The organism is Ochrobactrum sp. 19YEA23, assembly GCF_029909865.1.
Lineage (GTDB): Bacteria > Pseudomonadota > Alphaproteobacteria > Rhizobiales > Rhizobiaceae > Brucella > Brucella gambitense.
In genome coordinates this window covers 52,305-74,208 of record NZ_JASAMQ010000007.1, presented here as the reverse complement: position 1 = coordinate 74,208, position 21,904 = coordinate 52,305, and the positions used below count along the sequence as shown (strand labels likewise).

Sequence of the window (21,904 nt, the reverse complement as noted above, 5' to 3'; positions counted from 1 at the left end):
TGCATGAAGATCAGTGCGCGTAACAGGCTTAAGGGCAAGATCGTAGACGTCACCAAGGGCGCCACGACGGCGCATGTGCGTATCGATATCGGCAATGGCGTGATCGTCACCTCGTCCATCACCAATGAAGCTGTTGACGAACTACGTCTCGCCGTTGGCGGCACGGCCTATGCCGTCGTCAAGGCGTCAGACGTCATGGTTGCCGTGGAAGACTGAATCAACAGCATACCAGCAAAGAAAAACCCCGCCTGAGCGGGGTTTTTGATTCATGCCTTGTCCAGTTCCGATCGAACCATTTCGCTGTGCTCTCCCAGATTGGGCGAGCGGTGGTCGATTTTAAGTTCCGCATCAGAAAAGCGGATCGGCGTGCGCAATCCCGGCACGCCCTGCGGGTCGATCTTCATCCCGCGTGCAATGAATTGCGGATCGGCAAAGACATCAGCAACCGAATTGATCGGCCCTGCCGGAACACCGATCTTTTCCAGTCTCGCCAGCAGTTCGTCGCGGGTCCACTGGCGGGTGCGCTCTTCCAGAAGTTCCGTTAGCGCCGTTCGGTTCGCGACGCGGGCAGCATTGGTTGCGAAGCGTTCATCGCTCGCAAGCTCTGCAAGGTCCAGCAGACCGACCAGGCGGCCGAACTGGCCGTCATTGCCGCAGGCGATGATGAAATAGCCGTCGGAGACGGGCAGCGTCTGGTATGGCGCGATATTGGGATGCGCATTGCCCATGCGCTTCGGCGATACGCCGGAGGCCAGATAGTTCATGGCCTGATTGGCGAGAACCGCTGACATGCAGTCGAACAGCGCCATATCGATATGTTGTCCCTTGCCGGTGCGCTGGCGCATGATGAGCGCCGACTGTATGGCAATCACGCTGTAGAGGCCTGTAAAGATGTCTGCAAAGGCCACACCAATCTTCTGCGGCTCGCGATCCGGCTCGCCGGTCAGATCCATGATGCCGCCCATGCCCTGGATCATGAAATCATAGCCTGCCCGCTCGGCATAGGGACCGTCATGTCCGAAACCGGTGATGGAGCAGTAGATCAGGCGCGGATTGACCGCCTTGAGGCTTTCATAGTCAAGACCGTACTTGTCGAGTCCACCGAGCTTGAAATTCTCGATGACAACATCTGCATCGGCCACGAGGCGACGCACCAGCTCCTGCCCCTCTTCCGTTCGGAAATCAGCCGTAATCGAGCGCTTGCCGCGATTGCAGGCATGGAAATAGGCAGCCGACTTCTCGCCTTCGACTTCAATGAACGGAGGGCCCCATTTGCGCGTATCGTCACCTTCCGGGCTTTCGACCTTGATAACGTCCGCCCCCAGATCGGAGAGCGTCTGACCGACCCACGGACCGGCCAGAATGCGGGCCAGCTCAACCACTTTGAGACCGTCAAGCGGTGTGTTCTGCATTTCGGGAACCTTGTAAAAGCAAAAAGCCCGCCCGCAGAAAGCGAGCGGGCCTTGGGAGGACATTGCGGGCGGTTATTTTCAGAAGAAAGCCTGAATGCCGGTCTGCGCGCGCCCGAGGATCAGTGCGTGAACGTCATGCGTGCCTTCATAGGTATTCACAGTTTCGAGGTTCTGCGCGTGACGCATCACGTGGTACTCGATCTGGATACCATTGCCGCCGTGCATGTCGCGCGCCTGGCGGGCAATATCGAGCGCCTTGCCGCAATTGTTGCGCTTGACGATGGAGATCATTTCAGGAGCCATCTTGCCTTCGTCGAACAGGCGACCGACGCGCAGCGATGCCTGAAGGCCGAGCGTGATTTCGGTCTGCATGTCGGCAAGCTTCTTCTGGTAAAGCTGCGTGCCAGCCAGCGGCTTGTCGAACTGCTTGCGGTCGAGGCCGTATTGACGTGCGCGGAACCAGCAATCTTCGGCAGCGCCCAGCACACCCCAGGAAATGCCGTAGCGGGCACGGTTGAGGCAGCCGAACGGACCCTTGAGGCCCGATACGTTTGGCAGCAGGGCGTCTTCCGACACTTCCACGCCGTCCATAACGATTTCGCCGGTGATCGATGCGCGCAGCGACAGCTTGCCGCCGATCTTCGGAGCGGAAAGACCCTTCATGCCCTTTTCAAGCACGAAACCGCGGATGGCATTGTCATGGGCTGCGGACTTGGCCCACACCACGAACACGTCGGCGATTGGCGAATTCGAAATCCACATCTTGGAGCCGGTCAGGCGATAGCCGCCGTCAATCTTCTCGGCGCGGGTCTTCATGCCTGCAGGGTCGGAACCGGCATCCGGTTCGGTCAGGCCGAAGCAGCCGATCAGTTCGCCCGAGACGAGACCCGGCAGATACTTCTTGCGCTGTTCGTCCGAGCCATAGGCATAAATCGGGTACATGACGAGCGAGGACTGCACGCTCATCATCGAACGATAACCGGAATCAACGCGCTCGACTTCGCGGGCCACAAGACCATAGGCAACATAACCGGCATTGGCCGCGCCATATTCTTCCGGCAGCGTAACGCCAAGCAGACCGGACTGGCCCATCAGGCGGAACAGTTCCGGATCAGTGGTTTCGTCGAGATAGGCCTTTTCTACACGCGGCAGCAGAACGTCGCTCGCAAACGCCTTTGCGGAGTCGCGGATCATGCGCTCGTCTTCAGTCAGCTGTTCGTCGAGCAGAAAGGGATCTTCCCAGTTAAAGACCGTACGCGACATTATGAATTCTCCTCATTTCAGAATTGACCGGACTATGAACCGCAGGGCGTTCTGCTGCAAACGATGTTTACTCATCGATCTATTCCATTTAGTAATAGATCATGACAACACTCTCGCGACGGCTCCTTCCATCGACCAGTGCGCTTGCAGCGTTTGACGCTGTTGCGCGGCTGGCAAGCTTTTCAGCAGCAGCCGAAGAACTGGCGCTGACGCAAGGTGCTGTCAGCCGCCAGATTGCATCACTTGAAGAACAGCTTGGAACAGCGCTTTTCGACCGCACCAGCCGCCATGTCGTGCTGTCGGATGCGGGACGCGCTTATTTCAATGCTGTTGCGCCTGCCCTTTCGGCTATTCGTGCTGCTTCGCTTCAGGTGATGTCGCAGATGCGCGGCAAGACATTGAACCTCGCCTTTCTGCCGACATTTGGCACGCGCTGGCTCATTCCGCGCATTCCGCGTTTTGTGGCGCAATATCCGGATATTATTCTGAATTTCGCAACCCGCATTGGTCAATTCGATTTCGACCGCGAAGGTCTGGACGCGGCCATTCACATCGGTCAGCCGGACTGGCCCAATGCGGATTGCGTGTTTCTGATGGATGAGACGGTTGCGCCGGTTTGCAGTCCGGCTTTTCTGAAGGAGAACCCGGTGTCAGCGCCCACTGATCTTCTGCGGCTGCCACTGTTCAATATGGCTTCGCGACCGGGCGCGTGGGATCACTGGTTCCGTAGCCTCGACATTACCGTGCCAGCGCCGGGCGGCATGCGGTTTGAACAGTTTTCCAACGTTTCGCAAGCTTGTATTGCGGGCTTGGGCGTCGCCCTCATGCCGCTTTTTCTGACCCGCTCGGAAATCGATAGCGGGCAACTCGTGGTGGCCTATCCGCACACGGTCAAAAGTCCGAGCAGCTATTATTTCGTCACACCGAAGGCGCGCACCAACACGCCTGCGGTGAACGCGTTTCGCGATTGGCTTCTGGGTGAAGTCAATCGCGAATTCGATCCTCACGCAATCGAGTTGCTGACAATCTCATAGGAACGCAGGCGCTTCTTGTGATCATGAATCATGCCGGTGATCATCAGTTCGTCAGCGCCGGTGCTTTCGGCAAAGGCCTGAATGCCCTTTGCCACCGTTTCTGGCCCACCAACCACGCGGCAGGACAGCATCTGGCGAACAAGCGCTTGCGCTGGCGGGTCGAGCTGTTCCATGTAGCCTTCTACCGGTGCCGGAAGCTTGCCCGGACGACCGCTGCGCAGGTTCACGAAAGCCTGCAATTGCGAAGTGAAGAGATAATGCGCCTCTTCGTCGGTATCGGCGGCGATGACATTGAGGCCAAGCATCACATAAGGCTTCTGCATATATTCCGACGGCTCGAAACGCTCGCGGTAAAGCGCGATTGCGCGTTCCATTTCCGCTGGCGCAAAATGCGATGCGAAGGCGTAAGGCAGGCCCAGCATGGCAGCCAGTTGCGCGCCGAACAGGCTTGAGCCAAGAATCCAAACCGGAACCTCAAGCCCCTCGCCCGGAACGGCGCGGACGCGCTGGGCGGGCTCTGCCGGTTTAAAATAGTTGAGCAGTTCGACCACGTCCTGCGGGAATGCGCTGGCATCGCCATCAAGATTGCGCCGTAACGCGTGGGCCGTAATCTGGTCGGTACCGGGTGCACGGCCAAGGCCAAGATCGATACGGCCCGGAAAGAGCGAGGCCAGCGTGCCAAACTGTTCAGCAATCACCAGAGGCGAATGGTTAGGCAGCATAATGCCGCCCGCGCCAACGCGGATTGTCGAAGTGCCATTGGCGACATAGCCGATCGCGACCGACGTGGCCGCGCTGGCAATGCCGGGCATATTGTGATGTTCAGCCAGCCAATAGCGATGAAAGCCAAGTTTCTCCGCATGCTGTGCAAGCTCAAGCGTGTTGCGCAGAGACTGACCGGCATCGCTGTTATCGGGAACGGGCGAAAGATCGAGTACGGATAAAGGTATCATACTGGCTCATATGGGATTGAGTACTGCGGTTGCAATGACCGCAAAGAAATAGGGCACCCTAGAAATAGGGCGCCCTATACTTAATTCAAAGCAACTAAGAGTGATCAGACAATATTAGTGCGGTTGCGCCGGGGCTGAATCATGCCCCTCTTCCGGCTTAACCACATATTCGCCTTCCACGTCCTTCTTTGCGATGAAGGTGTAGAACATCGGCACCACGAACAGCGTGAACATCGTGCCGATCACGATACCGGTGAAGATCACCAGCCCCATCGAGTAACGGGCGGCGGCACCGGCACCCGTTGCGATGATCAGCGGAACAACGCCAAGCGCCATAGCCGCAGTGGTCATCAGGATCGGACGCAGACGGGTTTCAGCGGCGGCGATGATCGCATCGCGACGCGAAAGCCCGTGCAGACGGCGCTGCTGATTGGCAAATTCCACCATCAGAATGCCGTGCTTGGTAATCAGCCCGACAAGGGTAATCAGACCAACCTGCGTGTAGATGTTCAGCGTGCCGAGACCGATATTGAGCGGCACGATAGCGCCGAAGATCGAAAGCGGCACCGACATCATGATGATGAACGGATCACGGAAGCTTTCGAACTGCGCAGCCAGAACCAGATAGATCACGACAACGGCGAGACCGAAGGCGATCAGGATCGTGTTGCCTTGCTCTACTTCCAGACGCGACTGGCCGGAATAATCAAGGAAGAAGCCTTCCGGCATCTTGGCCTTGGTCAGATCGACAAGTGTTTGCAGGCCTTGGCCCGTGGTCACGCCCGGCAGAGGCAGCGCGGAGATCGTTGCCGAATTGAGCTGGTTGAACTGCTCGATTGCTGCAGGCGATGCGTTCTGCGTGATCGTGATGACCGACGACAGCGGGATCATCGAGCCCGAAACGCTGCGAACATAGAACTCACCGAGCTTTTCGGGATTCGAGCGATAGGCATCCGGCACCTGAGTGATGATGTCATAGCTGTTTGAATCGCGGTCGAACTTGGCAACCGACGCGCCGCCGGTCAGGAGACCAAGCGTTGCACCGATATCGCTCACCTGCACGCCAAGCGTTGCCGCACGGTCGCGGTCGATGGTGATCGTCGTTTCCGGTGCGTTGAAGGACAGTGAGTTCTGCACGATGATGAATTGTCCCGAAGCCTGCGCTTCGTTCTTGATCTCTTCGGCCAGTGCGAAAACCGTGTCCGCCGGACCGGTCGACTGCAAGGCAATCGAGATCGGCAGACCGCCGCCAGTACCCGGAAGCGATGGCGGAGCGAAGACGAAAGCTTGCACACCGGCCACCTTGTTCAGACGATTTGTCAGGTCTTCCTGAATCTGCTTCTGCGAACGGGTACGGTCGTTCCAGTCGCTCAACACCCAGAGTGCGATACCCGAGGTCGTGCCGCCATCCATGCCGACGATCTGGAATCGGGTCTTTTGCTCAGGCAGATCTTTCGTCAGCTCATCAATCTGTTCGGCATAAAGGTTGGTATAGGCCGAAGTCGCATATTGCGGAGCCTGGAACATCGAGAACAGCGCGCCCGAATCTTCTTCAGGAGCCAGTTCGCTCGACGTGTTCATGAACAGGAAGCCCGTCAGGCCCATCAGCGCTATGACGATCATCAGCGTGATGCCGCGATAGTTCAGCGAGTTCGTGACCCGGCGGTGATACCACTTTTCCACGCGAGAGAAGGTGCGGTCGATGAACTTCTGGAACCGCGTTGCCTCGCCATGCTTGAGCATGCGCGAGCACATCATCGGCGAGATGGTCAAAGCCGCTACACCGGAAATGATAACGGCACCCGCCAGCGTGAAGGCGAATTCGCGGAACAGCGCGCCGGTCAGGCCGCCGGTGAAACCGAGCGGAGCGAACACGGCAGCTAGCGTGATCGTCATGGCGATGATCGAGCCAGTGATTTCCTTCATACCCTTGAAGGCGGCATCCATCGGACGCAGACCCTCTTCGATATGGCGGTGGATATTCTCCAGAACGACGATGGCGTCATCGACCACGAGGCCGATAGCCAGAACCATGGCGAGCAGTGAGAGAAGATTGATCGAGAAACCGAGCGCGAACAGGAAGAAGCACACGCCGATCAGCGAGATCGGAATGGTCACAATCGGGATCAGAACCGAACGGAACGAACCAAGGAAGACGATGATGACCAGAATAACGATGGCCACAGCTTCGCCGATGGTCGTGAAGACTTCCTTGATCGAAGAGCTGATCTGCTCGGTCGCGTCATAGACGAGAACGAGAGACATGCCTTCCGGCAGCGAGTTCTGGATCGACGGCAGTTCCTTGTTGACGGCAGCCGCCATGTCGATCGGGTTTGCTGCTGGCGTCGGGTAGACGCCAAGGAAGGTACCAGCCGAGCCATTGAACGACACGATGGTGTCGGTGCTCTTGGCCGCCAGTTCCACCTTCGCCACATCACGCAGGCGCACGATTTCATCGCCCGAAGTCTTGATCGGCATTGCGCCAAAGGCTTCCGGTGTTTGCAGCGTTGATTTCAACGTGATCGAAGACGCAACATACTCGTTCTTCGTCGTGCCCGGTGCGGACAGGAAGTTGGACGCATTGATTGCGGCCAGCACTTCTGGCGCCGTTATCTGACGCGCTGCCAACTGGATCGGATCGAGCCAGACACGCATCGAATAGACCTGACCACCAAGGATTTCAGCCTTGGCGACACCCTGAATAGTGGACATGCGCGGCTGGATAACGCGTTCCAGATATTCGGTGATCTGCTCGCTCGTCATGTTCGGGTTCTGCGCAGCCAGATACATGGTTGCGAAGCTCTGACCCGTTCCCTTGACGATAATCGGATCATCGGATTCGTCCGGCAGATCGCCGCGAACCTGATTGACCTTGGCGATCACTTCCGTCAGCGCAGCATCCGGATTGGCGCCGAGCTTCATCTGTACCGTCACCGTGCTCGACGATGGGCGGCTGGATGACGTCACATAGTCGATGTTTTCAGTCGTCGCGACCGATTCAGCGATAGGCGCGGTGATGAAGCCCTGAATGAGTTCAGCGCTTGCACCAGCATAGTTGGTGGTGATGGTGATGACCGTTTCGTCAACCTTCGGATATTCGCGCACGGAAAGCTGCGCGATACCCTGAAGGCCGAGGAGAATGATCATGAGAGCGACCACCGTTGCAAGAACGGGTCGCCGGATGAAAATGTCTGAAAAACTCATCGGTTCGCCTATTTCTTGTCAGCCGGATTGGCCGGGTTAACCGCATTGTCGATGTTCACCGGAACGCCGGGCGAAAGCCTGTTCTGTCCAGCGGTGATGATGACGTCGCCTGCCTTGAGGCCGCTGGTGATTTCCACCACGCCATTATAGCGACGCCCAAGCTTCACGAAGACCTGCTGTGCGACCAGCTTTTCGCCGTCTGCGGGCTTTGCATCGGCAGCAGGCGTCTTGGCTTCTTCAGCAGGCTTCGCTGCTTCCGCATTGGCCTTGCCGTCTTCAGCCTTCTTTTCGGGACGAACGGCATAGACATAGTCGCCGTAAAGGCTCGACACGATGGACGTCTGTGCAATGGCAAACACATTGCTTTCTTCGGGCAGTTCAACACGAACCTGCACGAACTGACCGGGCGTCAGCTTGTGATCCGGGTTCTTGACCTCGGCGCGCACCGAAACAAGGCGTGTGGTCGGGTCGATCTTCGGATCAATACCAACAATCGTGCCGGTGAAATCAAGCTTGTCAGCCGTTGAGCCGACCTTGACGGTCTGGCCGAGTTTGATCGAGGTCAGCGACTGTTCCGGCACCGTGAAGTCGATGCGCATCATGTTGGTGTCCTGCAAGGTGGCGATCACCGTGCCGGGCGTCAGATACTGACCGATGTCCACCTTGGCGATACCGATAACGCCGGAGAACGGCGCTTTCACGGTCTTTTGGGCCAGCGTTGCACGCATCTTTTCAACTGCCGCTTCCGCAGCATTAGCAACGGACGCCGTCGTATCGACGTTGGAAACAGCACCCACGCCGCGTGTGCGCAGCGTGTCGGCGCGCTTCAGGTTCTGCTGGGCAAGAACAGCCTGCGCTTCGGCAGCGACGAGGTCAGCCTTCTGGATGCTGTCTTCCAGCTGAAGCAGCACGTCGCCTTCCTTCACGTCCTGATTGGAGGTGAAGTTGATCTTCTGCACGATGCCGTCGAGCTGAACCGTCAGGTCAACGCCGTTCAGCGCGTGGGCCGTGCCGATGGCTTCAACACCCGGCTGCCATGTGCCCGGCTCCACCGTGGTGGTGGAAACCGTCTGCGCTGGCTGCTGCATGGTAGCGAAAAAGTCCTTGATGGCCTTAGATCTGAACAGATTGAAGCCGACAAGCCCCCCGACGACGATCACCAGGAACACGATTGCCAGAATTAGGCGCTTTATCATTGCGGTTGTACTCCGGGGTGGCGCCCTGAACGCTGTTAAAAAGCGCCGAGGGGGGACGTTGAGCGCACCCTTTCGCAATCACACAAAGGTCGCGCGTATTTTACTTGAATTAGCGGAGCGAATAACTGTACCGTCTGGACGGTATTGTCAACTCATGAACTGTCAGGAGACCCGTCGAAGTTGTTAGCTAAAAAGAAGGTCTCTTCGCGCGAGCGTATTTTACGCGCGGCCGTGGAACTTGCCCGGGAAGTGGGGCCAGCTCACATTTCACTCGACGCCGTTGCGGCCCGTGCCGGGCTGTCGAAGGGCGGATTGCTTTATTCTTTTCCGACCAAGGCAAAGCTGCTCGAAGGCGTTGTCGAAGAATATATGAAAGAACACGAACGGGCGATGGAGGTTCAGGAAACGCTCCAGTCCGGCGATAAAAACCGCGTTGCGCGGGCTTTTCTCGATGTTTATCGCGTTCAGGCCGATGATGAACCGCCAGCATGCGGTGTTCTTGCCGCACTTGCCGAAGATCCGGGTTTCATGGTGCCCGTTCGCCAGTATCACCGGACGTTTCTCGACCGCATGATCAAGGATACGACAGACCCTGATACAGCGCTGATCGTCTATCTGGCCGTGGCTGGACTTGAGTGTTCTAAATTGATGGAATGCGAGATTGTAACGGACGAAGAACAGCGCGCCGTTCTCTGCCGTTTGGAAAACATGCTGACAGAAAACTGACATTATTTAAGAAAAAAGGGCGCTCAGCGCCCCTTTATTTTAGCAGTTTGCGAATCACAGAGCCGGGATGTCTCCCCGCTCCCACCCTGCGGTGGTTTCAGCGGCAAAATCGTTGAAGCGACCATCAGCAACCGCTGCGCGGATGCCCTTCATCAGATACTGATAATAGGCCAGATTGTTCCAGGTCAGCAGCATGGCGCCCAGTGCCTCGCCGGATTTCACCAGATGATGCAGATAGGCGCGGCTGTAGTCGCGCGATGCCGGGCAATCGGATTCCGGATCGAGCGGACGATGATCGTCGGCATGGCGTGCATTGCGCAGATTGACCTTGCCAAAACGTGTGAAGGCCAGACCGTGACGCCCCGCGCGGGTCGGCATCACGCAATCGAACATGTCGATGCCGCGCGCGACTGATTTCAGAATGTCATCTGGCGTGCCGACACCCATGAGATAGCGCGGCTTTTCGGCTGGCAGGATTGGGCAGACCACTTGCAGCATGTCCAGCATGACGTCCTGCGGCTCGCCGACAGCAAGGCCGCCGACGGAATAGCCCTTGAGGTCCATGGCCTTCAGCGCTTCTGCTGAACGTTCGCGCAAGCGGGCATTATCGCCGCCCTGCACGATGCCGAACATGGCTTTGCCGGGTTGGTCGCCAAAGGCTACCTTGCAGCGTTCGGCCCAGCGGAGTGAAAGCTCCATTGCGCGTTCGGTGTTCTTTTCCGGCGAAGGCAGCGCTACGCATTCATCGAGTTGCATCTGGATATCACTATCCAGCAGGCCCTGAATTTCGATGGAACGCTCCGGCGTCATCTCATAGGCTTTGCCGTCAATATGCGAGCGGAAGGTTACGCCCTTCTCATCCAGCTTGCGTAGCTGCGCCAGAGACATGACCTGAAAGCCGCCGGAATCGGTCAAGATTGGTCCTTTCCAGCCGCCAAATTCGTGCAATCCGCCAAGACGGGCAACACGCTCCGCACCGGGGCGCAGCATGAGATGATAGGTATTGCCGAGGATGATATCCGCGCCAAGCTCCTTCACCTGATCCATATACATGGCCTTAACGGTACCGGCGGTGCCGACAGGCATAAAGGCAGGCGTGCGCACCACGCCGCGCGGCATGGAAATTTCACCCTGACGGGCCGCGCCATCGCGGGCGAGGACTTTGAATTCAAAATTTTCGCTGGTCATGGCCGTTGTCTAGTATGTCAAGCGCGTTCAAGCAAGCTGCCGTCGCCATAGGAATAGAAGCGATAGCCGGTTTCAATGGCCCGTTCATAGGCGGCGCGCATCGTGTCGAGGCCGCTGAATGCGGAAACCAGCATGAACAGCGTCGAACGCGGCAGATGGAAATTGGTCATCAGCATGTCGACAGCGCGGAATTTATAGCCCGGCGTGATGAAAATGTCGGTTGGACCGGACCACGGACGAATGATGCCATCTTCACCGGCTGCACTTTCGATGAGCCGCAGCGACGTCGTGCCGACACAGACAACACGGCCGCCACGCTGATGCACCGCATTCAGCGCATCCGCAGTCTTCTGCGAAACATAGCCGATCTCGGAATGCATCTTGTGATCGCTCGTGTCATCAGCCTTGACGGGCAAGAAAGTCCCCGCCCCGACATGCAATGTCACGAAATGCTCTTCAATGCCCTTGGCCTTGATCTTTTCCAGAAGGTCGGGCGTGAAATGAAGTCCGGCGGTCGGTGCTGCAACAGCACCTTCCTCACGGGCATAAACAGTTTGATAGTCGCTGCGGTCGCGGTCATCTTCCGCGCGCTTCGAAGCGATATAGGGTGGAAGCGGAATATGTCCGACAGCGGCGATGGCCTCGTCGAGCATCGCGCTCGACAGGTCGAACACGAGAAGCGCCTCGCCTGCGTCGCCTTTCTCCGCAACGGTTGCGTCGAGTGTTCCAAGGAAGCAGCTTGAACCGGAATGGCCGAAGCGGATGCGGTCGCCTTCCTTGACACGCTTGGCCGGACGCAGAAACGCTGCCCAGCGGTCAGGCCCCATGCGCATATGCAAGGTTGCGCTGACTTGGCTGATATTGCCGTCGCGTTCGCGCATACCTTCAAGCTGCGCCGGTATCACCTTGGTATCGTTGAAAACAAGCGCATCGCCCGGCTGCAGAAGATCGGGCAGATCATAGACGTGGCGATCCTCGAAAGGCTGGCCCGGAACAACGCGCAAAAGCTTGGCATGGTCACGGGGCTCTGCTGGGCGCAAAGCGATACGCTCTTCCGGCAGATCGAAATCAAAAAGATCAACACGCATGATGGGCCTCGTACATAGCTACGGCCCCGGCATGAACCGGAGCCGCAATTTTTATTAATAGTAATCGATCAGATATCGGCTGCGATACGCGCAGTTACGATCTTGTCCGGATCGGTGACCGGTTCGCCGCGCTTGATCGTGTCGACATTGTCCATGCCTTCGATGACCTGACCCCAGACGGTGTACTGGCGATCGAGCCAAGGGGCGTCAGTAAAGCAGATGAAGAACTGCGAGTTGGCCGAATTCGGGTTCTGGCTGCGTGCCATCGAAGCCGTGCCGCGCTTGTGCTGGGTGTTGGAGAACTCAGCCTTCAGGTCCGGCTTGTCCGAACCGCCCATGCCGGCGCGCGAGCCGTTGAAATGCGCGCCGCCCGACTTGCCGAACTTCACGTCGCCAGTCTGCGCCATGAAGCCGTCGATCACGCGGTGGAACACAACGCCGTCATAAGCGCCTTCGCGTGCCAGTTCCTTGATGCGCTCAACGTGGCCCGGTGCGAGGTCCGGATAGAGTTCGAGCACGACATTGCCCTTGGTGGTTTCGAGAACGAGCGTGTTTTCGGGGTCTTTGTAAGCCATTTGGCCTCTCCTGTTTCAATGCGTTCAATAAGACGCGTTGTATTGGATAGTTATTTCTGAATGGTCGCCTTGACGATCTTGTCCGGGTTTTCCACGGATCCATTATCGGATTCGCTGCCCTTCTTTATCTTGTCCACGGCTTCCATGCCGCTGACAACCTTGCCGACCACAGTGTACTGGCCGTTCAGGAATGCGCCGTCATCGAACATGATGAAGAACTGCGAGTTAGCGGAATTCGGGCTCTGGCTGCGCGCCATACCAACCGTGCCACGCACGAAAGGTTCCTTCGAGAACTCAGCCTTGATGTCCGGATATTTGGAGCCGCCGGTACCGACGCTCTGAGCGTTGAAGCCCTTGTCCATATTGCCGTACTGGACATCGCCAGTCTGGGCCATGAAGCCTGGAATGACGCGGTGGAAGGCAACGCCGTCATAAGCGCCGTCGCTGACCAGCTTTTCGATCTGGGCCACATGCTTCGGCGCGAGGTCGGGACGCAACTGGATCGCGACATCACCGTCCTTGAGCTGCAGAACGAGCGTGTCCGCCGCATTGGCGACGGAGGCCATCACGCCTTGAGACAATGTCAGGATCGCGGCAGCGGCGAGCGCCGAACGGATAAATTTCATGATCGAAAAACTCCCAAACCTCAGGATTTGAATTTTGCTTCAAGGGCAGCGGCAACAACAGCCGGTACGAAAGGCTTGATATCGCCGCCCATCGACGCAATCTGGCGAACCAATGTGGCGGTAATCGTGCGCACGGCGGGATCGGCTGGCAGGAAAACGGTCTGCAATTCCGGCGCCATGGTGCCGTTCATCCCCGCCATCTGCATTTCATAATCAAGATCGGTGCCGTCGCGCAGGCCGCGCACCATCAGCTGCGCCTTATGCTTGCGCGCTGAGTCGATCACCAGTCCATCAAAGGAGATAACGGAAATGCGGGCCGCATCGCTGGCGAGAACAGCTTTCGCGCTCTGGCCGATCAGCTCTACGCGCTCGTCAAAACTGAACAGTGGTTTCTTGCCGGGATGCACGCCAATGGCGACAATAACCTCATCGGCAAGGCGCAGAGCGCCTTTCAGGACATCCATATGGCCGTTTGTCACCGGGTCGAAGGAGCCCGCATAGATCGCGATTGTCATTTCTTCCAGCTAGCCTTTTCTGACAGGATTTTCAAGAAGAACCACAGCGATAAGAAAATAGAAACCAAGAAACCAATTGAACGCGTTGTGAACGCGGTTTTCACAGCAAGTTCACAACCGATTTACCAGAATAGGCGCAAGTTTGGTGCAACCTTTTCGTTTCTGAAGCGTATGTATGCTGAAAGGATATGACGATGATGATCTTTCTTCTGGCATTATCCATGATGGTCGCAATGGCCGCATCGGCAATCATACTGCTCCTTGAGGAGAACGAAGCCAAACGCCAGCGCGTGCGTCAGGTGGCATTCGACCTCAACAGCATCCGCAATATGCGTTCGCGATAATCCGCATCTTCGTGGTTCTAAGTCTCGCCTTATCGGCTTGAGATGAAGCGCCAGAAGAACACATCGCCGTCACGCTAATCTTCTAAATATCTCGCACTGAATAACTTAAATATCAGCATCTTATCGCCGTCTCATCGACGTGATCTGGTTAGAAGACCGCCAATTCCTCCAGTCTTGGCATCTGAAAAAGGCCGATGGTAAAACCATCGGCCTTGTTCGTTGTGCTTGCTCTAGAGCAGTTCCGGTTAAAACGGAATCGTGGAACCGCTCTATCCATTTGTTTTTACGCATTATCCTGCGCAAAACCGCTACGCACTTTTGCTGGAAGTGCTCTAACCGGGCGCATGCGCCCGGCCAGTTTGCCTTATTCTTCGGTAGCCGTTGGGGCTTCGCCCTCGGGAGCAGGTTCGCCACCCTCAACGTCGCCATTGCTGCCTTCTTCGTCGCTTTCCGTTTCGGAAATGCGCTCGACGGAGACGACCTTTTCGCCGTCAGCCGTGTTGAAGATCGTCACGCCCTTGGTCGATCGGCCTGCTAGACGAATACCGTCGACTGGCACACGAATAAGCTGGCCGCCATCGGAGACGAGAAGGATCTGGTCGCTTGCTTCAACCGGGAATAGCGAGACCAGCTTGCCGATTTCGTCGGTCTTCGACGTATCGGTTGCACGGATACCCTTGCCGCCACGGCCCGAGACACGGAACTCGTAAGACGACGAACGTTTGCCGTAGCCATACTCGCTAACCGTCAGCACAGTCTGTTCGCGCGCCTTCAGTTCCTGATACCGGTCTTCGGAAAGCTCGGCGTCCGTACCGACTTCTTCACCGACAACGACGATATCATCAGCGTCGTCTGCACCTTGAGCCCGGCGTTCGGCAATCGAACGCTTGAGATAGGCGGAACGCTGCGAGGCATCAGCATCGACATGGTGCAGGATCGCCATGGAGATGACCTTATCGCCATCCGCCAGATTGATGCCGCGCACGCCGATGGAATTGCGACCTGCGAAGACGCGCACATCGGTTACCGGGAAGCGGATACACTGGCCACCAGCACAGGTCAGAAGCACGTCGTCGAATTCCGTACAGGTATCGACGGAGAGGATTTCATCACCCTCATCCTCGAGCTTCATGGCGATCTTGCCGTTGCGGTTGACCTGAACGAAGTCCGACAGCTTGTTACGGCGAACCGTACCGCGAGTCGTCGAGAACATGACGTCCAGATTTGCCCAGGAATCTTCATCCTCCGGCAGCGGCATAATGGTCGTAATACGCTCACCCTGCTGCAATGGCAGCATGTTGATGAGCGCCTTGCCGCGTGATTGCGGATTGCCGACCGGCAGACGCCAGACCTTCTCCTTGTAGACAATGCCACGTGAAGAGAAGAACAGTACCGGCGTATGCGTATTGGCGACAAACAGGCGCGTGACGAAATCTTCGTCCTTCGTCGCCATGCCGGAACGGCCCTTGCCGCCGCGACGCTGTGCACGATAGGTCGCCAGTGGCACACGCTTGATATAACCAGCATGGCTGACGGTGACGACCATGTCTTCGCGGGCGATGAGGTCTTCATCGTCCATTTCCGCGCCACCAAGACCGAATTCGGTGCGGCGTGGCGTGGCGAACTCGTCACGAACGGCGATCATTTCGTCTGTGACAATCGTCATCACGCGCACGCGCGAGCTGAGAATGTCGAGATAATCGCGAATTTCCTCACCGATCTTGTTCAGTTCGTCGGCCACTTCATCGCGACCAAGCGCGGTCAGGCGCTGCAGACGCAGATCGAGAATGGCGCGAGCCTGTTCTTCGGAGAGGTTGTAGGTGTTGTCGTCATTGATGCGGTGACGCGGATCGTCGATCAGACGGATCAACGGCGCAACGTCGACAGCAGGCCAGCGACGTTCCATCAACTGCTCACGCGCCGTTGTTGGATCGGGCGCGCGACGGATCAGTGCAATCACTTCATCGATGTTGGCAACGGCAATCGCCAGACCAACCAACACATGCGCGCGGTCACGCGCCTTGTTGAGCAGGAACTTGGTGCGGCGTGTGACGACTTCCTCACGGAAGGCCACGAAGGCGCGCAGCATGTCGAGCAGCGTTAACTGTTCGGGCTTGCCACCGTTCAACGCCACCATGTTGCAACCGAAAGAGGTCTGCAACGGCGTATAACGATAGAGCTGGTTCAGCACGACGTCGGCTACGGCGTCACGCTTCAGCTCGACCACAACGCGATAGCCTTCGCGGTCGGATTCGTCGCGCAGATCGGAAATGCCTTCGATACGCTTGTCACGCACCAGCTCGGCCATTTTCTCGATCATCGAGGCCTTGTTCACCTGATACGGTATCTCGGTGATGATAATGGCTTCGCGGTCGCCGCGCATCGGTTCGATTGCAGCGCGCCCGCGCATGATCACCGAGCCGCGACCTGTCGTATAGGCCGAATTGATGCCAGCGCGACCAAGAATAATACCACCCGTCGGAAAATCCGGACCGGGTATAATTTCCATGATCTCTTCCAGCTCGATAGCCGGATTGTTAATCAACGCGATGCAGCCATCGATGACTTCGCCAAGGTTGTGCGGCGGAATATTGGTCGCCATACCGACCGCGATACCACCAGACCCATTGACGAGCAGGTTCGGGAAGCGAGCAGGCATAACCACCGGCTCACGTTCGCGACCGTCGTAATTGTCCTGAAAATTGACTGTGTCCTTGTCGATGTCCGACAGGAGGGCTTCGGTGAGCTTTTCCAGACGGCATTCGGTATAACGCATCGCCGCCGGTGGGTCGCCGTCGATGGAGCCGAAATTGCCCTGCCCGTCGACAAGCGGATCGCGCATGGAAAAGTCCTGCGCCATACGCACGAGGGCGTCGTAAATCGAAGAGTCGCCATGCGGGTGATACTTACCCATGACCTCACCGATCACACCTGCCGATTTACGGTAGGGGCGATTATAGGCGAGATTCATCTCGTTCATGGCATGAAGGATACGACGATGCACAGGCTTCAGGCCGTCGCGCACATCAGGCAGAGCACGGCTCACGATAACGCTCATTGCGTAATCGAGATATGAGCGCTGCATTTCCTCAATAATGGAAATCGGCTCAATACCGCTCGGGCCGCCATTCATATCGTCGGAACCGGGTGGAGGGGTTTGATCTGACACTATTCAGATATCTTTCTCAACAGAATCGATAAAGTCTCTTTATAAAGGAAAGCAGCGCAAAACGCCAATTTCGAGACCGTTTCGGCGGGTTAAATCGCTTTTATAAATCAACGACTTATAAGATATTCACATAAACATGGCGCAAGCTTGTTGCCCGATCAAGCGCTTTGCATCAACCAATGCGCCTCCATCGTTTGGGGCGGCTCCAATTTTGACGGAATCGTCAAAACCGCTCTATCTATTTGTTTTCATGCATTTCCAATCGCGAAACAGCTTCACAGTGTTGCTGGAAATGCTCTAGAGTTCGATCACGGCCGATCAAAAAGAGGGGCGCGAGCAGCATGGGTTTTTACGATACCGTTTTCAGCGCTTTCGTCACCCTTCTCGTCACTATCGACCCGCCCGGTCTGGCGCCGTTGTTTCTGGCGCTGACGCCGGGTATGGATCGCAGTCATCGCGGTCAGGTCGCACTGCGGGCTTCCATCATCGGCTTCATCGTCATGGCGCTGTTTGCCGTGGCGGGCGTGCAAATTCTCGGCATGTTCGGCATTTCCATCGGCGCATTCCGTGTCGCCGGTGGCTTGCTTCTGTTCTGGATCGCATTTGAAATGATCTTCGAAAAGCGGACGGAGCGTAAGGAAAAGAGCGCTGAAGTCGCCATCACCAAGGATCATATCCGCAACATTGCCGCCTTCCCGCTCGCAATTCCGCTTATAGCGGGTCCTGGCGCGATTTCGGCTATCGTGCTGACATCGAACTCGTTCCACGGCATAGGGCCGCGTGCGGCCCTCGTTGGCGTGATCTTCATCTGCCTGCTCATTACCTATGTCGTGCTTCTGCTAGCAGAACGCGTCGACCGGTTCCTTGGCGAAACCGGTCGATCCATTCTTACCCGCTTGCTGGGTGTCATTCTGGCCGCACTTGCCGTGCAGTTCGTCGCCGACGGCATCAAGACGCTTATCAGTGGTTAGGCCGACTTCTGCGCCTTCTTGCCGATCATGGCGTGGCGCAGCCTGGACGAGAACCAGTCGATAACCGCGACCGCAACCAGGATCATGATAATCAGGAACGAAACATCCTGAAGGTTCAGAACCTTGATCTGTTCCGCCAGATGCGCGCCGATACCACCTGCCCCCACAATACCGATGATCGTTGCCGAGCGCGTGTTGGATTCGAAGAAATAGAGCACCTGACTGCCAATCAACGGCAGAACCTGCGGCAGCACGCCGAAGCGATAGCCGTGAAGACGATTACCGCCGGATGACAACACGCCTTCCACTGGCTTCTTGTCCGCGCCCTCGATGGCTTCAGAGAAAAGCTTGCCAAAAGCGCCAAAGTCGGAACAGGCAATAGCCAGAATACCGGCGAAAGGTCCAAGCCCCACGACAGACACCCAGATCAGCGCCCAGATCAGCGTATCGACGCCACGGATGGTGTCGAGAAAGCGGCGTATGCCGAAATGCAGGAACATGTTCGGGATGATGTTCTTCGCCGCCAGAAAACCGAACGGAAAGGCGAGAATTGCCGCCAGCAACGTGCCCAGATAGGCGATGGCGAGCGTTTCCAGCATAGACCAGAGATAAAGACTGAAACGGCCATTGGATGCGGGAGGCAGCATCATGAGTGCGAAGTCGCCCAACCGCCCAAGCCCGTTCATGATCCTCAGAAACGAGAAATCGAGCCAGTAGAAGGCAAACCACACTGAAGCGACCAGCAACAGGCTGAATATCGCCAGATTGCGCCAGACACGTCCGTTGCCGAAGAGCGAAGCATATTCCGCGCGCAATTCCTTTTCATGCGCATGGGCTTCGCGGGAGAGGCTTTGTGCAATATCAGTCATAATATCCTCCCCTTCAGCCGATGCGGCCCAGAAGCGCGTGACGGACACGCTGGGTGATGAGATCGATCGCGACGATTGTCACAATGATCAGCAGCAGAATTGCGCTGACGTCGCTGTAGTAGAACTGCCGGATCGAGGTGAGCAGTTCCTGACCAATGCCGCCTGCCCCGACAAAGCCCATAACGGAAGCGCCGCGCACATTGATTTCAAAGCGCAGCAGCCCGTAGGAAGCAAAATTGGCCGAGACTTGCGGCAGCACGGCAAAACGGATGACCTGAAGGCCGGAACCGCCCGACGCCCGAATACCTTCGACGGGTCGCATATCGATGTTCTCGACCACTTCCGAAAACAGTTTGCCAAGTGCGCCCGTCGTGTGAAGCATGAGCGCCAGCACACCCGCCATCGGTCCAAGACCAAAAGCAATCACGAACAGCAGGGCGAAGACGATTTCAGGAACGGTCCGCAGCAGTTCCAGTCCGCGGCGAACGATGAAGCGCACCGTCGAATTGGGCGCCATATTGGAGGAAGCCGCAAATGAAGCGGCGAATGCAACGACTGCACCGATCAGCGTCGCAAGATAGGCGATCAGCAGCGTCTCGAAGAGCATTTTAAGCCAGCCGCCGATATTCCAGTACCACGCGGCCATATCGCCCCAGAAATTGGCGATGGTCAGGTCCGGCAGAATGCGGCCAAGATAACTTGTAAAACGATAGAGATTTTCAACCAGTGTGCCCAGCCGAACATCGGCAACAACAGAGGCAGCTATGGCGATAACAACCAGAATGAAGAGGAAACCGATACCGTAAAGGCGTCGTTTCCCGACTTCCCTGCGATACTCGGCGAGCAGGTCCTTGGAGCCGCTGCCGTCGAGAGAGGATATCGTCATGCGAGATTCCCTAACAAAAATGCCCGAAGCGTTTGCGGCTTCGGGCATTTCGATTGTTCTACGGATTAGGACTTGCGTGCCTTGTCGTTGAACTTCAGCATCTCGATGATCGGTTCATAATCCTTGGCTCCGGTCGCCACGAATTCCTGGTCCTTGCCGTCGGAAAGGGCGTCAAAGCCGGCCTTGTCCTTCTTCGGCATTTCAAGGAAAGCCTGCTTGATGTCAGCCTTCAGCTGGTCAGGCAGCGTGCTGAGCACGGCAAACGGGCCTTCCGGCAGGAAGTCCGACTTGAAGATGATGCGGAAATCATCCTTGGTCAGTGCCTTGCCGTCTGCATCCTTGAGAACGCCGCGGCTGATCATGCGGGTCAGGTTGGAATCGTCTTCCGAATTCCAGGAATTGGCGGCGGCGTCAGCTGTGCCCTGAGCGAGCGCCAGAACGGCGTTTTCGTGGCTACCGGCAAAGAAGTTCTTACCGAAGAACGTATCGACGCTATAGCCATCGCGGTTCAGGAAGTAGCGCGGTGCATTGTTGCCCGACGTGGAGTTCGGATCAACGAGCGCAATGCTCTTGCCCTTCAGGTCGTCCATTTTCTGGTACGGGCTGTTGGCGCGAACATAAACAACCGAGTAATAGCCGTTGACGCCGGTGTCGTGACGCTGGTTGACGAGCGGCGTGGTTTCAACGCCGGTCATGACAGCGCGTGCAAAAGAAGCCGGGCCGTAGAAAGCGATCTGGATATTGCCAGCGCGCTGGCCTTCGATAACGGCAGCGTAGTCATTTGCAACGCGCAGCGTAACCTTGGTGCCGAGTTCCTTGCCGAGATAAGCGGCGAGCGGTGCATAACGGTCGCTGGTGGTCGAGGCGTTTTCAGCCGGGATAACACCCAGAACGATTTCTGGATAATCCTTGCTCCAGTCAGCAGCCTGGGCATGAAAGGTCATGGTAGCGGTGAGCGCAACAGCCGCCAGAAAAGTTCTACGGTTAAGCATAAGTCTCTCCTGTTAATCCTGAGTTTGGAGCGAGTTTTTTTCCGGAGCGTTAGTTGCTCAGGCGGAAATCTGGCGCAGAGCGGCTTCAGCCGACTGCGGAACCGGTGCAGGCATCGCATCAACCGTGTCGTCACTATCGACAACGTCGGCGGCTTCCATGCCGTAAAGGTCGCGCGATGCCATATCGGTCAGCATCGATGGCGTGCCGCGGAACACAACCTTGCCAGCAGACATGCCAACGAGGCGGTCGCAATAGCTGCGCGCGATGTCGAGTGAATGCAGATTGCAGAGAACCGTAATGCCATATTCGCGGTTGATGCGGCGCAGGGCATCCATGACGCTGCGCGTATTGCGCGGATCAAGCGAGGCAATCGGTTCATCGGCGAGGATAATGCGTGGCTGCTGAACAAGCGCCCGGGCAATTGCAACGCGCTGCTGCTGGCCACCGGAAAGCTCATCGGCGCGGTGAGCGGCCAGATGGGCGATATCGAACTGCTGCAAAGCGGACAGTGCGATCAGGCGTTCTTCATCGCTCCAGATACGCAAGAGCGACTTTGGGGTCGAAACGTAATTGAGACGCCCCATCAGCACATTGGTCAGAACATCGAGACGATCGACCAGATTGAAATGCTGAAAAATCATAGCGCATTGCGCGCGCCAATCGCGAAGTCCAGAGCCTTTCAGCCCGGTGACATCGCGCCCATCCCAATGAATTGTTCCTTCTGACGGCTCGACGAGGCGATTGATCATACGCAGAAGCGTCGATTTACCCGCGCCCGAACGCCCGATAATTCCCACAAACGTGCCGGGTTCGATCTCGAGGTCAACCCCCGAAACCGCCACCTTGTCATTATAGCGGCGCGTTACGTTTTTCAGTTGAAGCATGAATTCAT

Annotated in this window: 20 protein-coding genes; 5 read left to right on the top strand and 15 right to left on the bottom strand. The window is 57.0% G+C overall.

The genetic code is table 11. The features are described 5' to 3' along the window. Positions 1 to 3: 3 nt before the first annotated feature. Positions 4 to 216 (top strand): molybdopterin-binding protein, encoded by a 213-nt coding sequence (locus QBD01_RS17685; RefSeq protein ID WP_078338625.1) that lies wholly within the window; start codon positions 4 to 6, stop codon positions 214 to 216. Between the two features lie 50 nt (positions 217 to 266). Here QBD01_RS17685 and QBD01_RS17680 read toward each other — a convergent pair whose 3' ends face one another. After that, entirely contained in the window at positions 267 to 1,412 is a 1,146-nt protein-coding gene (locus QBD01_RS17680; protein ID WP_280993899.1) for a CaiB/BaiF CoA-transferase family protein, read from the bottom strand. A gap of 78 nt (positions 1,413 to 1,490) precedes the next feature. Further along, a complete protein-coding gene (locus QBD01_RS17675) occupies positions 1,491 to 2,675 on the bottom strand; it encodes an acyl-CoA dehydrogenase (RefSeq protein ID WP_182520445.1) in 1,185 nt (394 codons plus the stop codon). Positions 2,676 to 2,776: 101 nt separating this feature from the next. Here QBD01_RS17675 and QBD01_RS17670 point away from each other — a divergent pair, with 101 nt between their 5' ends. Next, on the top strand, positions 2,777 to 3,709 hold the full coding sequence (locus QBD01_RS17670; protein WP_280993898.1) for a LysR family transcriptional regulator: 933 nt from the start codon (positions 2,777 to 2,779) through the stop codon (positions 3,707 to 3,709). Here the strand turns inward: QBD01_RS17670 and QBD01_RS17665 are convergent. From QBD01_RS17665 to QBD01_RS17655, 3 genes are all read right to left on the bottom strand, one after another. Further along, a complete protein-coding gene (locus QBD01_RS17665) occupies positions 3,679 to 4,662 on the bottom strand; it encodes an LLM class flavin-dependent oxidoreductase (RefSeq protein WP_280993897.1) in 984 nt (327 codons plus the stop codon). The genes QBD01_RS17670 and QBD01_RS17665 overlap by 31 nt on opposite strands. 114 nt (positions 4,663 to 4,776) lie before the next feature. After that, positions 4,777 to 7,866 carry an efflux RND transporter permease subunit gene (locus tag QBD01_RS17660; RefSeq protein WP_182520443.1) on the bottom strand — a complete coding sequence of 1,030 codons (3,090 nt, stop codon included), beginning with the start codon at positions 7,864 to 7,866 and terminating at the stop codon, positions 4,777 to 4,779. Positions 7,867 to 7,874: 8 nt separating this feature from the next. Beyond that, on the bottom strand, positions 7,875 to 9,062 hold the full coding sequence (locus tag QBD01_RS17655) for an efflux RND transporter periplasmic adaptor subunit (RefSeq protein ID WP_280993896.1): 1,188 nt from the start codon (positions 9,060 to 9,062) through the stop codon (positions 7,875 to 7,877). A gap of 180 nt (positions 9,063 to 9,242) precedes the next feature. On the opposite strand from QBD01_RS17655, the gene QBD01_RS17650 reads away from it, so the two are divergent. Then, positions 9,243 to 9,788 carry a TetR/AcrR family transcriptional regulator gene (locus tag QBD01_RS17650; protein WP_182520441.1) on the top strand — a complete coding sequence of 182 codons (546 nt, stop codon included), beginning with the start codon at positions 9,243 to 9,245 and terminating at the stop codon, positions 9,786 to 9,788. Positions 9,789 to 9,842: 54 nt separating this feature from the next. On the opposite strand, the gene tgt is transcribed toward QBD01_RS17650, so the two are convergent. From tgt to coaD, 5 genes are all read right to left on the bottom strand, one after another. Then, positions 9,843 to 10,976: a tRNA guanosine(34) transglycosylase Tgt gene (gene tgt, locus QBD01_RS17645; protein ID WP_280993895.1), complete on the bottom strand. Its 1,134-nt coding sequence runs from the start codon at positions 10,974 to 10,976 to the stop codon at positions 9,843 to 9,845. A 17-nt stretch (positions 10,977 to 10,993) separates the two neighbouring features. After that, positions 10,994 to 12,064, bottom strand: coding sequence for a tRNA preQ1(34) S-adenosylmethionine ribosyltransferase-isomerase QueA (queA, locus tag QBD01_RS17640; protein WP_280993894.1), 1,071 nt, complete (start codon positions 12,062 to 12,064; stop codon positions 10,994 to 10,996). Between the two features lie 68 nt (positions 12,065 to 12,132). Continuing rightward, positions 12,133 to 12,639 carry a peptidylprolyl isomerase gene (locus QBD01_RS17635; RefSeq protein WP_078338616.1) on the bottom strand — a complete coding sequence of 169 codons (507 nt, stop codon included), beginning with the start codon at positions 12,637 to 12,639 and terminating at the stop codon, positions 12,133 to 12,135. Positions 12,640 to 12,689: 50 nt separating this feature from the next. Continuing rightward, positions 12,690 to 13,265: a peptidylprolyl isomerase gene (locus QBD01_RS17630; RefSeq protein ID WP_182520437.1), complete on the bottom strand. Its 576-nt coding sequence runs from the start codon at positions 13,263 to 13,265 to the stop codon at positions 12,690 to 12,692. A 20-nt stretch (positions 13,266 to 13,285) separates the two neighbouring features. Next, entirely contained in the window at positions 13,286 to 13,780 is a 495-nt protein-coding gene (coaD, locus tag QBD01_RS17625; protein ID WP_182520436.1) for a pantetheine-phosphate adenylyltransferase, read from the bottom strand. A 194-nt stretch (positions 13,781 to 13,974) separates the two neighbouring features. Between coaD and QBD01_RS17620 the strand changes: the two genes are divergently transcribed. After that, complete coding sequence (locus QBD01_RS17620; protein WP_171058747.1) at positions 13,975 to 14,124, top strand: hypothetical protein; 150 nt, start codon at positions 13,975 to 13,977, stop codon at positions 14,122 to 14,124. 364 nt (positions 14,125 to 14,488) lie between these two features. Here the strand turns inward: QBD01_RS17620 and gyrA are convergent, their stop codons facing one another. Further along, complete coding sequence (gene gyrA / locus QBD01_RS17615; RefSeq protein ID WP_280994106.1) at positions 14,489 to 17,257, bottom strand: DNA gyrase subunit A; 2,769 nt, start codon at positions 17,255 to 17,257, stop codon at positions 14,489 to 14,491. 377 nt (positions 17,258 to 17,634) lie between these two features. Between gyrA and QBD01_RS17610 the strand changes: the two genes are divergently transcribed. Then, on the top strand, positions 17,635 to 18,264 hold the full coding sequence (locus QBD01_RS17610) for a MarC family protein (RefSeq protein ID WP_078338612.1): 630 nt from the start codon (positions 17,635 to 17,637) through the stop codon (positions 18,262 to 18,264). Here the strand turns inward: QBD01_RS17610 and phnE (QBD01_RS17605) are convergent. The 4 genes from phnE (QBD01_RS17605) to phnC all read right to left on the bottom strand — a co-directional run bounded on the left by phnE (QBD01_RS17605) (position 18,261) and on the right by phnC (position 21,896). Continuing rightward, on the bottom strand, positions 18,261 to 19,133 hold the full coding sequence (gene phnE / locus QBD01_RS17605; RefSeq protein ID WP_280993893.1) for a phosphonate ABC transporter, permease protein PhnE: 873 nt from the start codon (positions 19,131 to 19,133) through the stop codon (positions 18,261 to 18,263). The two genes, QBD01_RS17610 and phnE (QBD01_RS17605), sit on opposite strands and share 4 nt — an antisense overlap. 13 nt (positions 19,134 to 19,146) lie before the next feature. Then, a complete protein-coding gene (phnE, locus tag QBD01_RS17600; RefSeq protein ID WP_280993892.1) occupies positions 19,147 to 20,019 on the bottom strand; it encodes a phosphonate ABC transporter, permease protein PhnE in 873 nt (290 codons plus the stop codon). A gap of 65 nt (positions 20,020 to 20,084) precedes the next feature. Further along, the gene (gene phnD, locus QBD01_RS17595) at positions 20,085 to 21,011 is read right to left on the bottom strand and encodes a phosphonate ABC transporter substrate-binding protein (RefSeq protein WP_280993891.1); all 927 of its coding nucleotides are present in this window, start codon (positions 21,009 to 21,011) and stop codon (positions 20,085 to 20,087) included. 57 nt (positions 21,012 to 21,068) lie between these two features. Further along, positions 21,069 to 21,896 carry a phosphonate ABC transporter ATP-binding protein gene (phnC, locus tag QBD01_RS17590; protein WP_182520432.1) on the bottom strand — a complete coding sequence of 276 codons (828 nt, stop codon included), beginning with the start codon at positions 21,894 to 21,896 and terminating at the stop codon, positions 21,069 to 21,071. Between the last annotated feature and the right edge of the window lie 8 nt (positions 21,897 to 21,904).

What these genes read in the sequence shown, in the direction of transcription:
- QBD01_RS17685 (WP_078338625.1), top strand. Translation starts at nt 4, where the DNA reads ATGAAGATCAGTGCGCGTAACAGGCTTAAGGGCAAGATCGTAGACGTC.
- QBD01_RS17680 (WP_280993899.1), bottom strand. Translation starts at nt 1,412, where the DNA reads ATGCAGAACACACCGCTTGACGGTCTCAAAGTGGTTGAGCTGGCCCGC.
- QBD01_RS17675 (WP_182520445.1), bottom strand. Translation starts at nt 2,675, where the DNA reads ATGTCGCGTACGGTCTTTAACTGGGAAGATCCCTTTCTGCTCGACGAA.
- QBD01_RS17670 (WP_280993898.1), top strand. Translation starts at nt 2,777, where the DNA reads ATGACAACACTCTCGCGACGGCTCCTTCCATCGACCAGTGCGCTTGCA.
- QBD01_RS17665 (WP_280993897.1), bottom strand. Translation starts at nt 4,662, where the DNA reads ATGATACCTTTATCCGTACTCGATCTTTCGCCCGTTCCCGATAACAGC.
- QBD01_RS17660 (WP_182520443.1), bottom strand. Translation starts at nt 7,866, where the DNA reads ATGAGTTTTTCAGACATTTTCATCCGGCGACCCGTTCTTGCAACGGTG.
- QBD01_RS17655 (WP_280993896.1), bottom strand. Translation starts at nt 9,062, where the DNA reads ATGATAAAGCGCCTAATTCTGGCAATCGTGTTCCTGGTGATCGTCGTC.
- tgt (WP_280993895.1), bottom strand. Translation starts at nt 10,976, where the DNA reads ATGACCAGCGAAAATTTTGAATTCAAAGTCCTCGCCCGCGATGGCGCG.
- queA (WP_280993894.1), bottom strand. Translation starts at nt 12,064, where the DNA reads ATGCGTGTTGATCTTTTTGATTTCGATCTGCCGGAAGAGCGTATCGCT.
- QBD01_RS17635 (WP_078338616.1), bottom strand. Translation starts at nt 12,639, where the DNA reads ATGGCTTACAAAGACCCCGAAAACACGCTCGTTCTCGAAACCACCAAG.
- QBD01_RS17630 (WP_182520437.1), bottom strand. Translation starts at nt 13,265, where the DNA reads ATGAAATTTATCCGTTCGGCGCTCGCCGCTGCCGCGATCCTGACATTG.
- coaD (WP_182520436.1), bottom strand. Translation starts at nt 13,780, where the DNA reads ATGACAATCGCGATCTATGCGGGCTCCTTCGACCCGGTGACAAACGGC.
- QBD01_RS17620 (WP_171058747.1), top strand. Translation starts at nt 13,975, where the DNA reads ATGATGATCTTTCTTCTGGCATTATCCATGATGGTCGCAATGGCCGCA.
- gyrA (WP_280994106.1), bottom strand. Translation starts at nt 17,257, where the DNA reads ATGAATGGCGGCCCGAGCGGTATTGAGCCGATTTCCATTATTGAGGAA.
- QBD01_RS17610 (WP_078338612.1), top strand. Translation starts at nt 17,635, where the DNA reads ATGGGTTTTTACGATACCGTTTTCAGCGCTTTCGTCACCCTTCTCGTC.
- phnE (WP_280993893.1), bottom strand. Translation starts at nt 19,133, where the DNA reads ATGACTGATATTGCACAAAGCCTCTCCCGCGAAGCCCATGCGCATGAA.
- phnE (WP_280993892.1), bottom strand. Translation starts at nt 20,019, where the DNA reads ATGACGATATCCTCTCTCGACGGCAGCGGCTCCAAGGACCTGCTCGCC.
- phnD (WP_280993891.1), bottom strand. Translation starts at nt 21,011, where the DNA reads ATGCTTAACCGTAGAACTTTTCTGGCGGCTGTTGCGCTCACCGCTACC.
- phnC (WP_182520432.1), bottom strand. Translation starts at nt 21,896, where the DNA reads ATGCTTCAACTGAAAAACGTAACGCGCCGCTATAATGACAAGGTGGCG.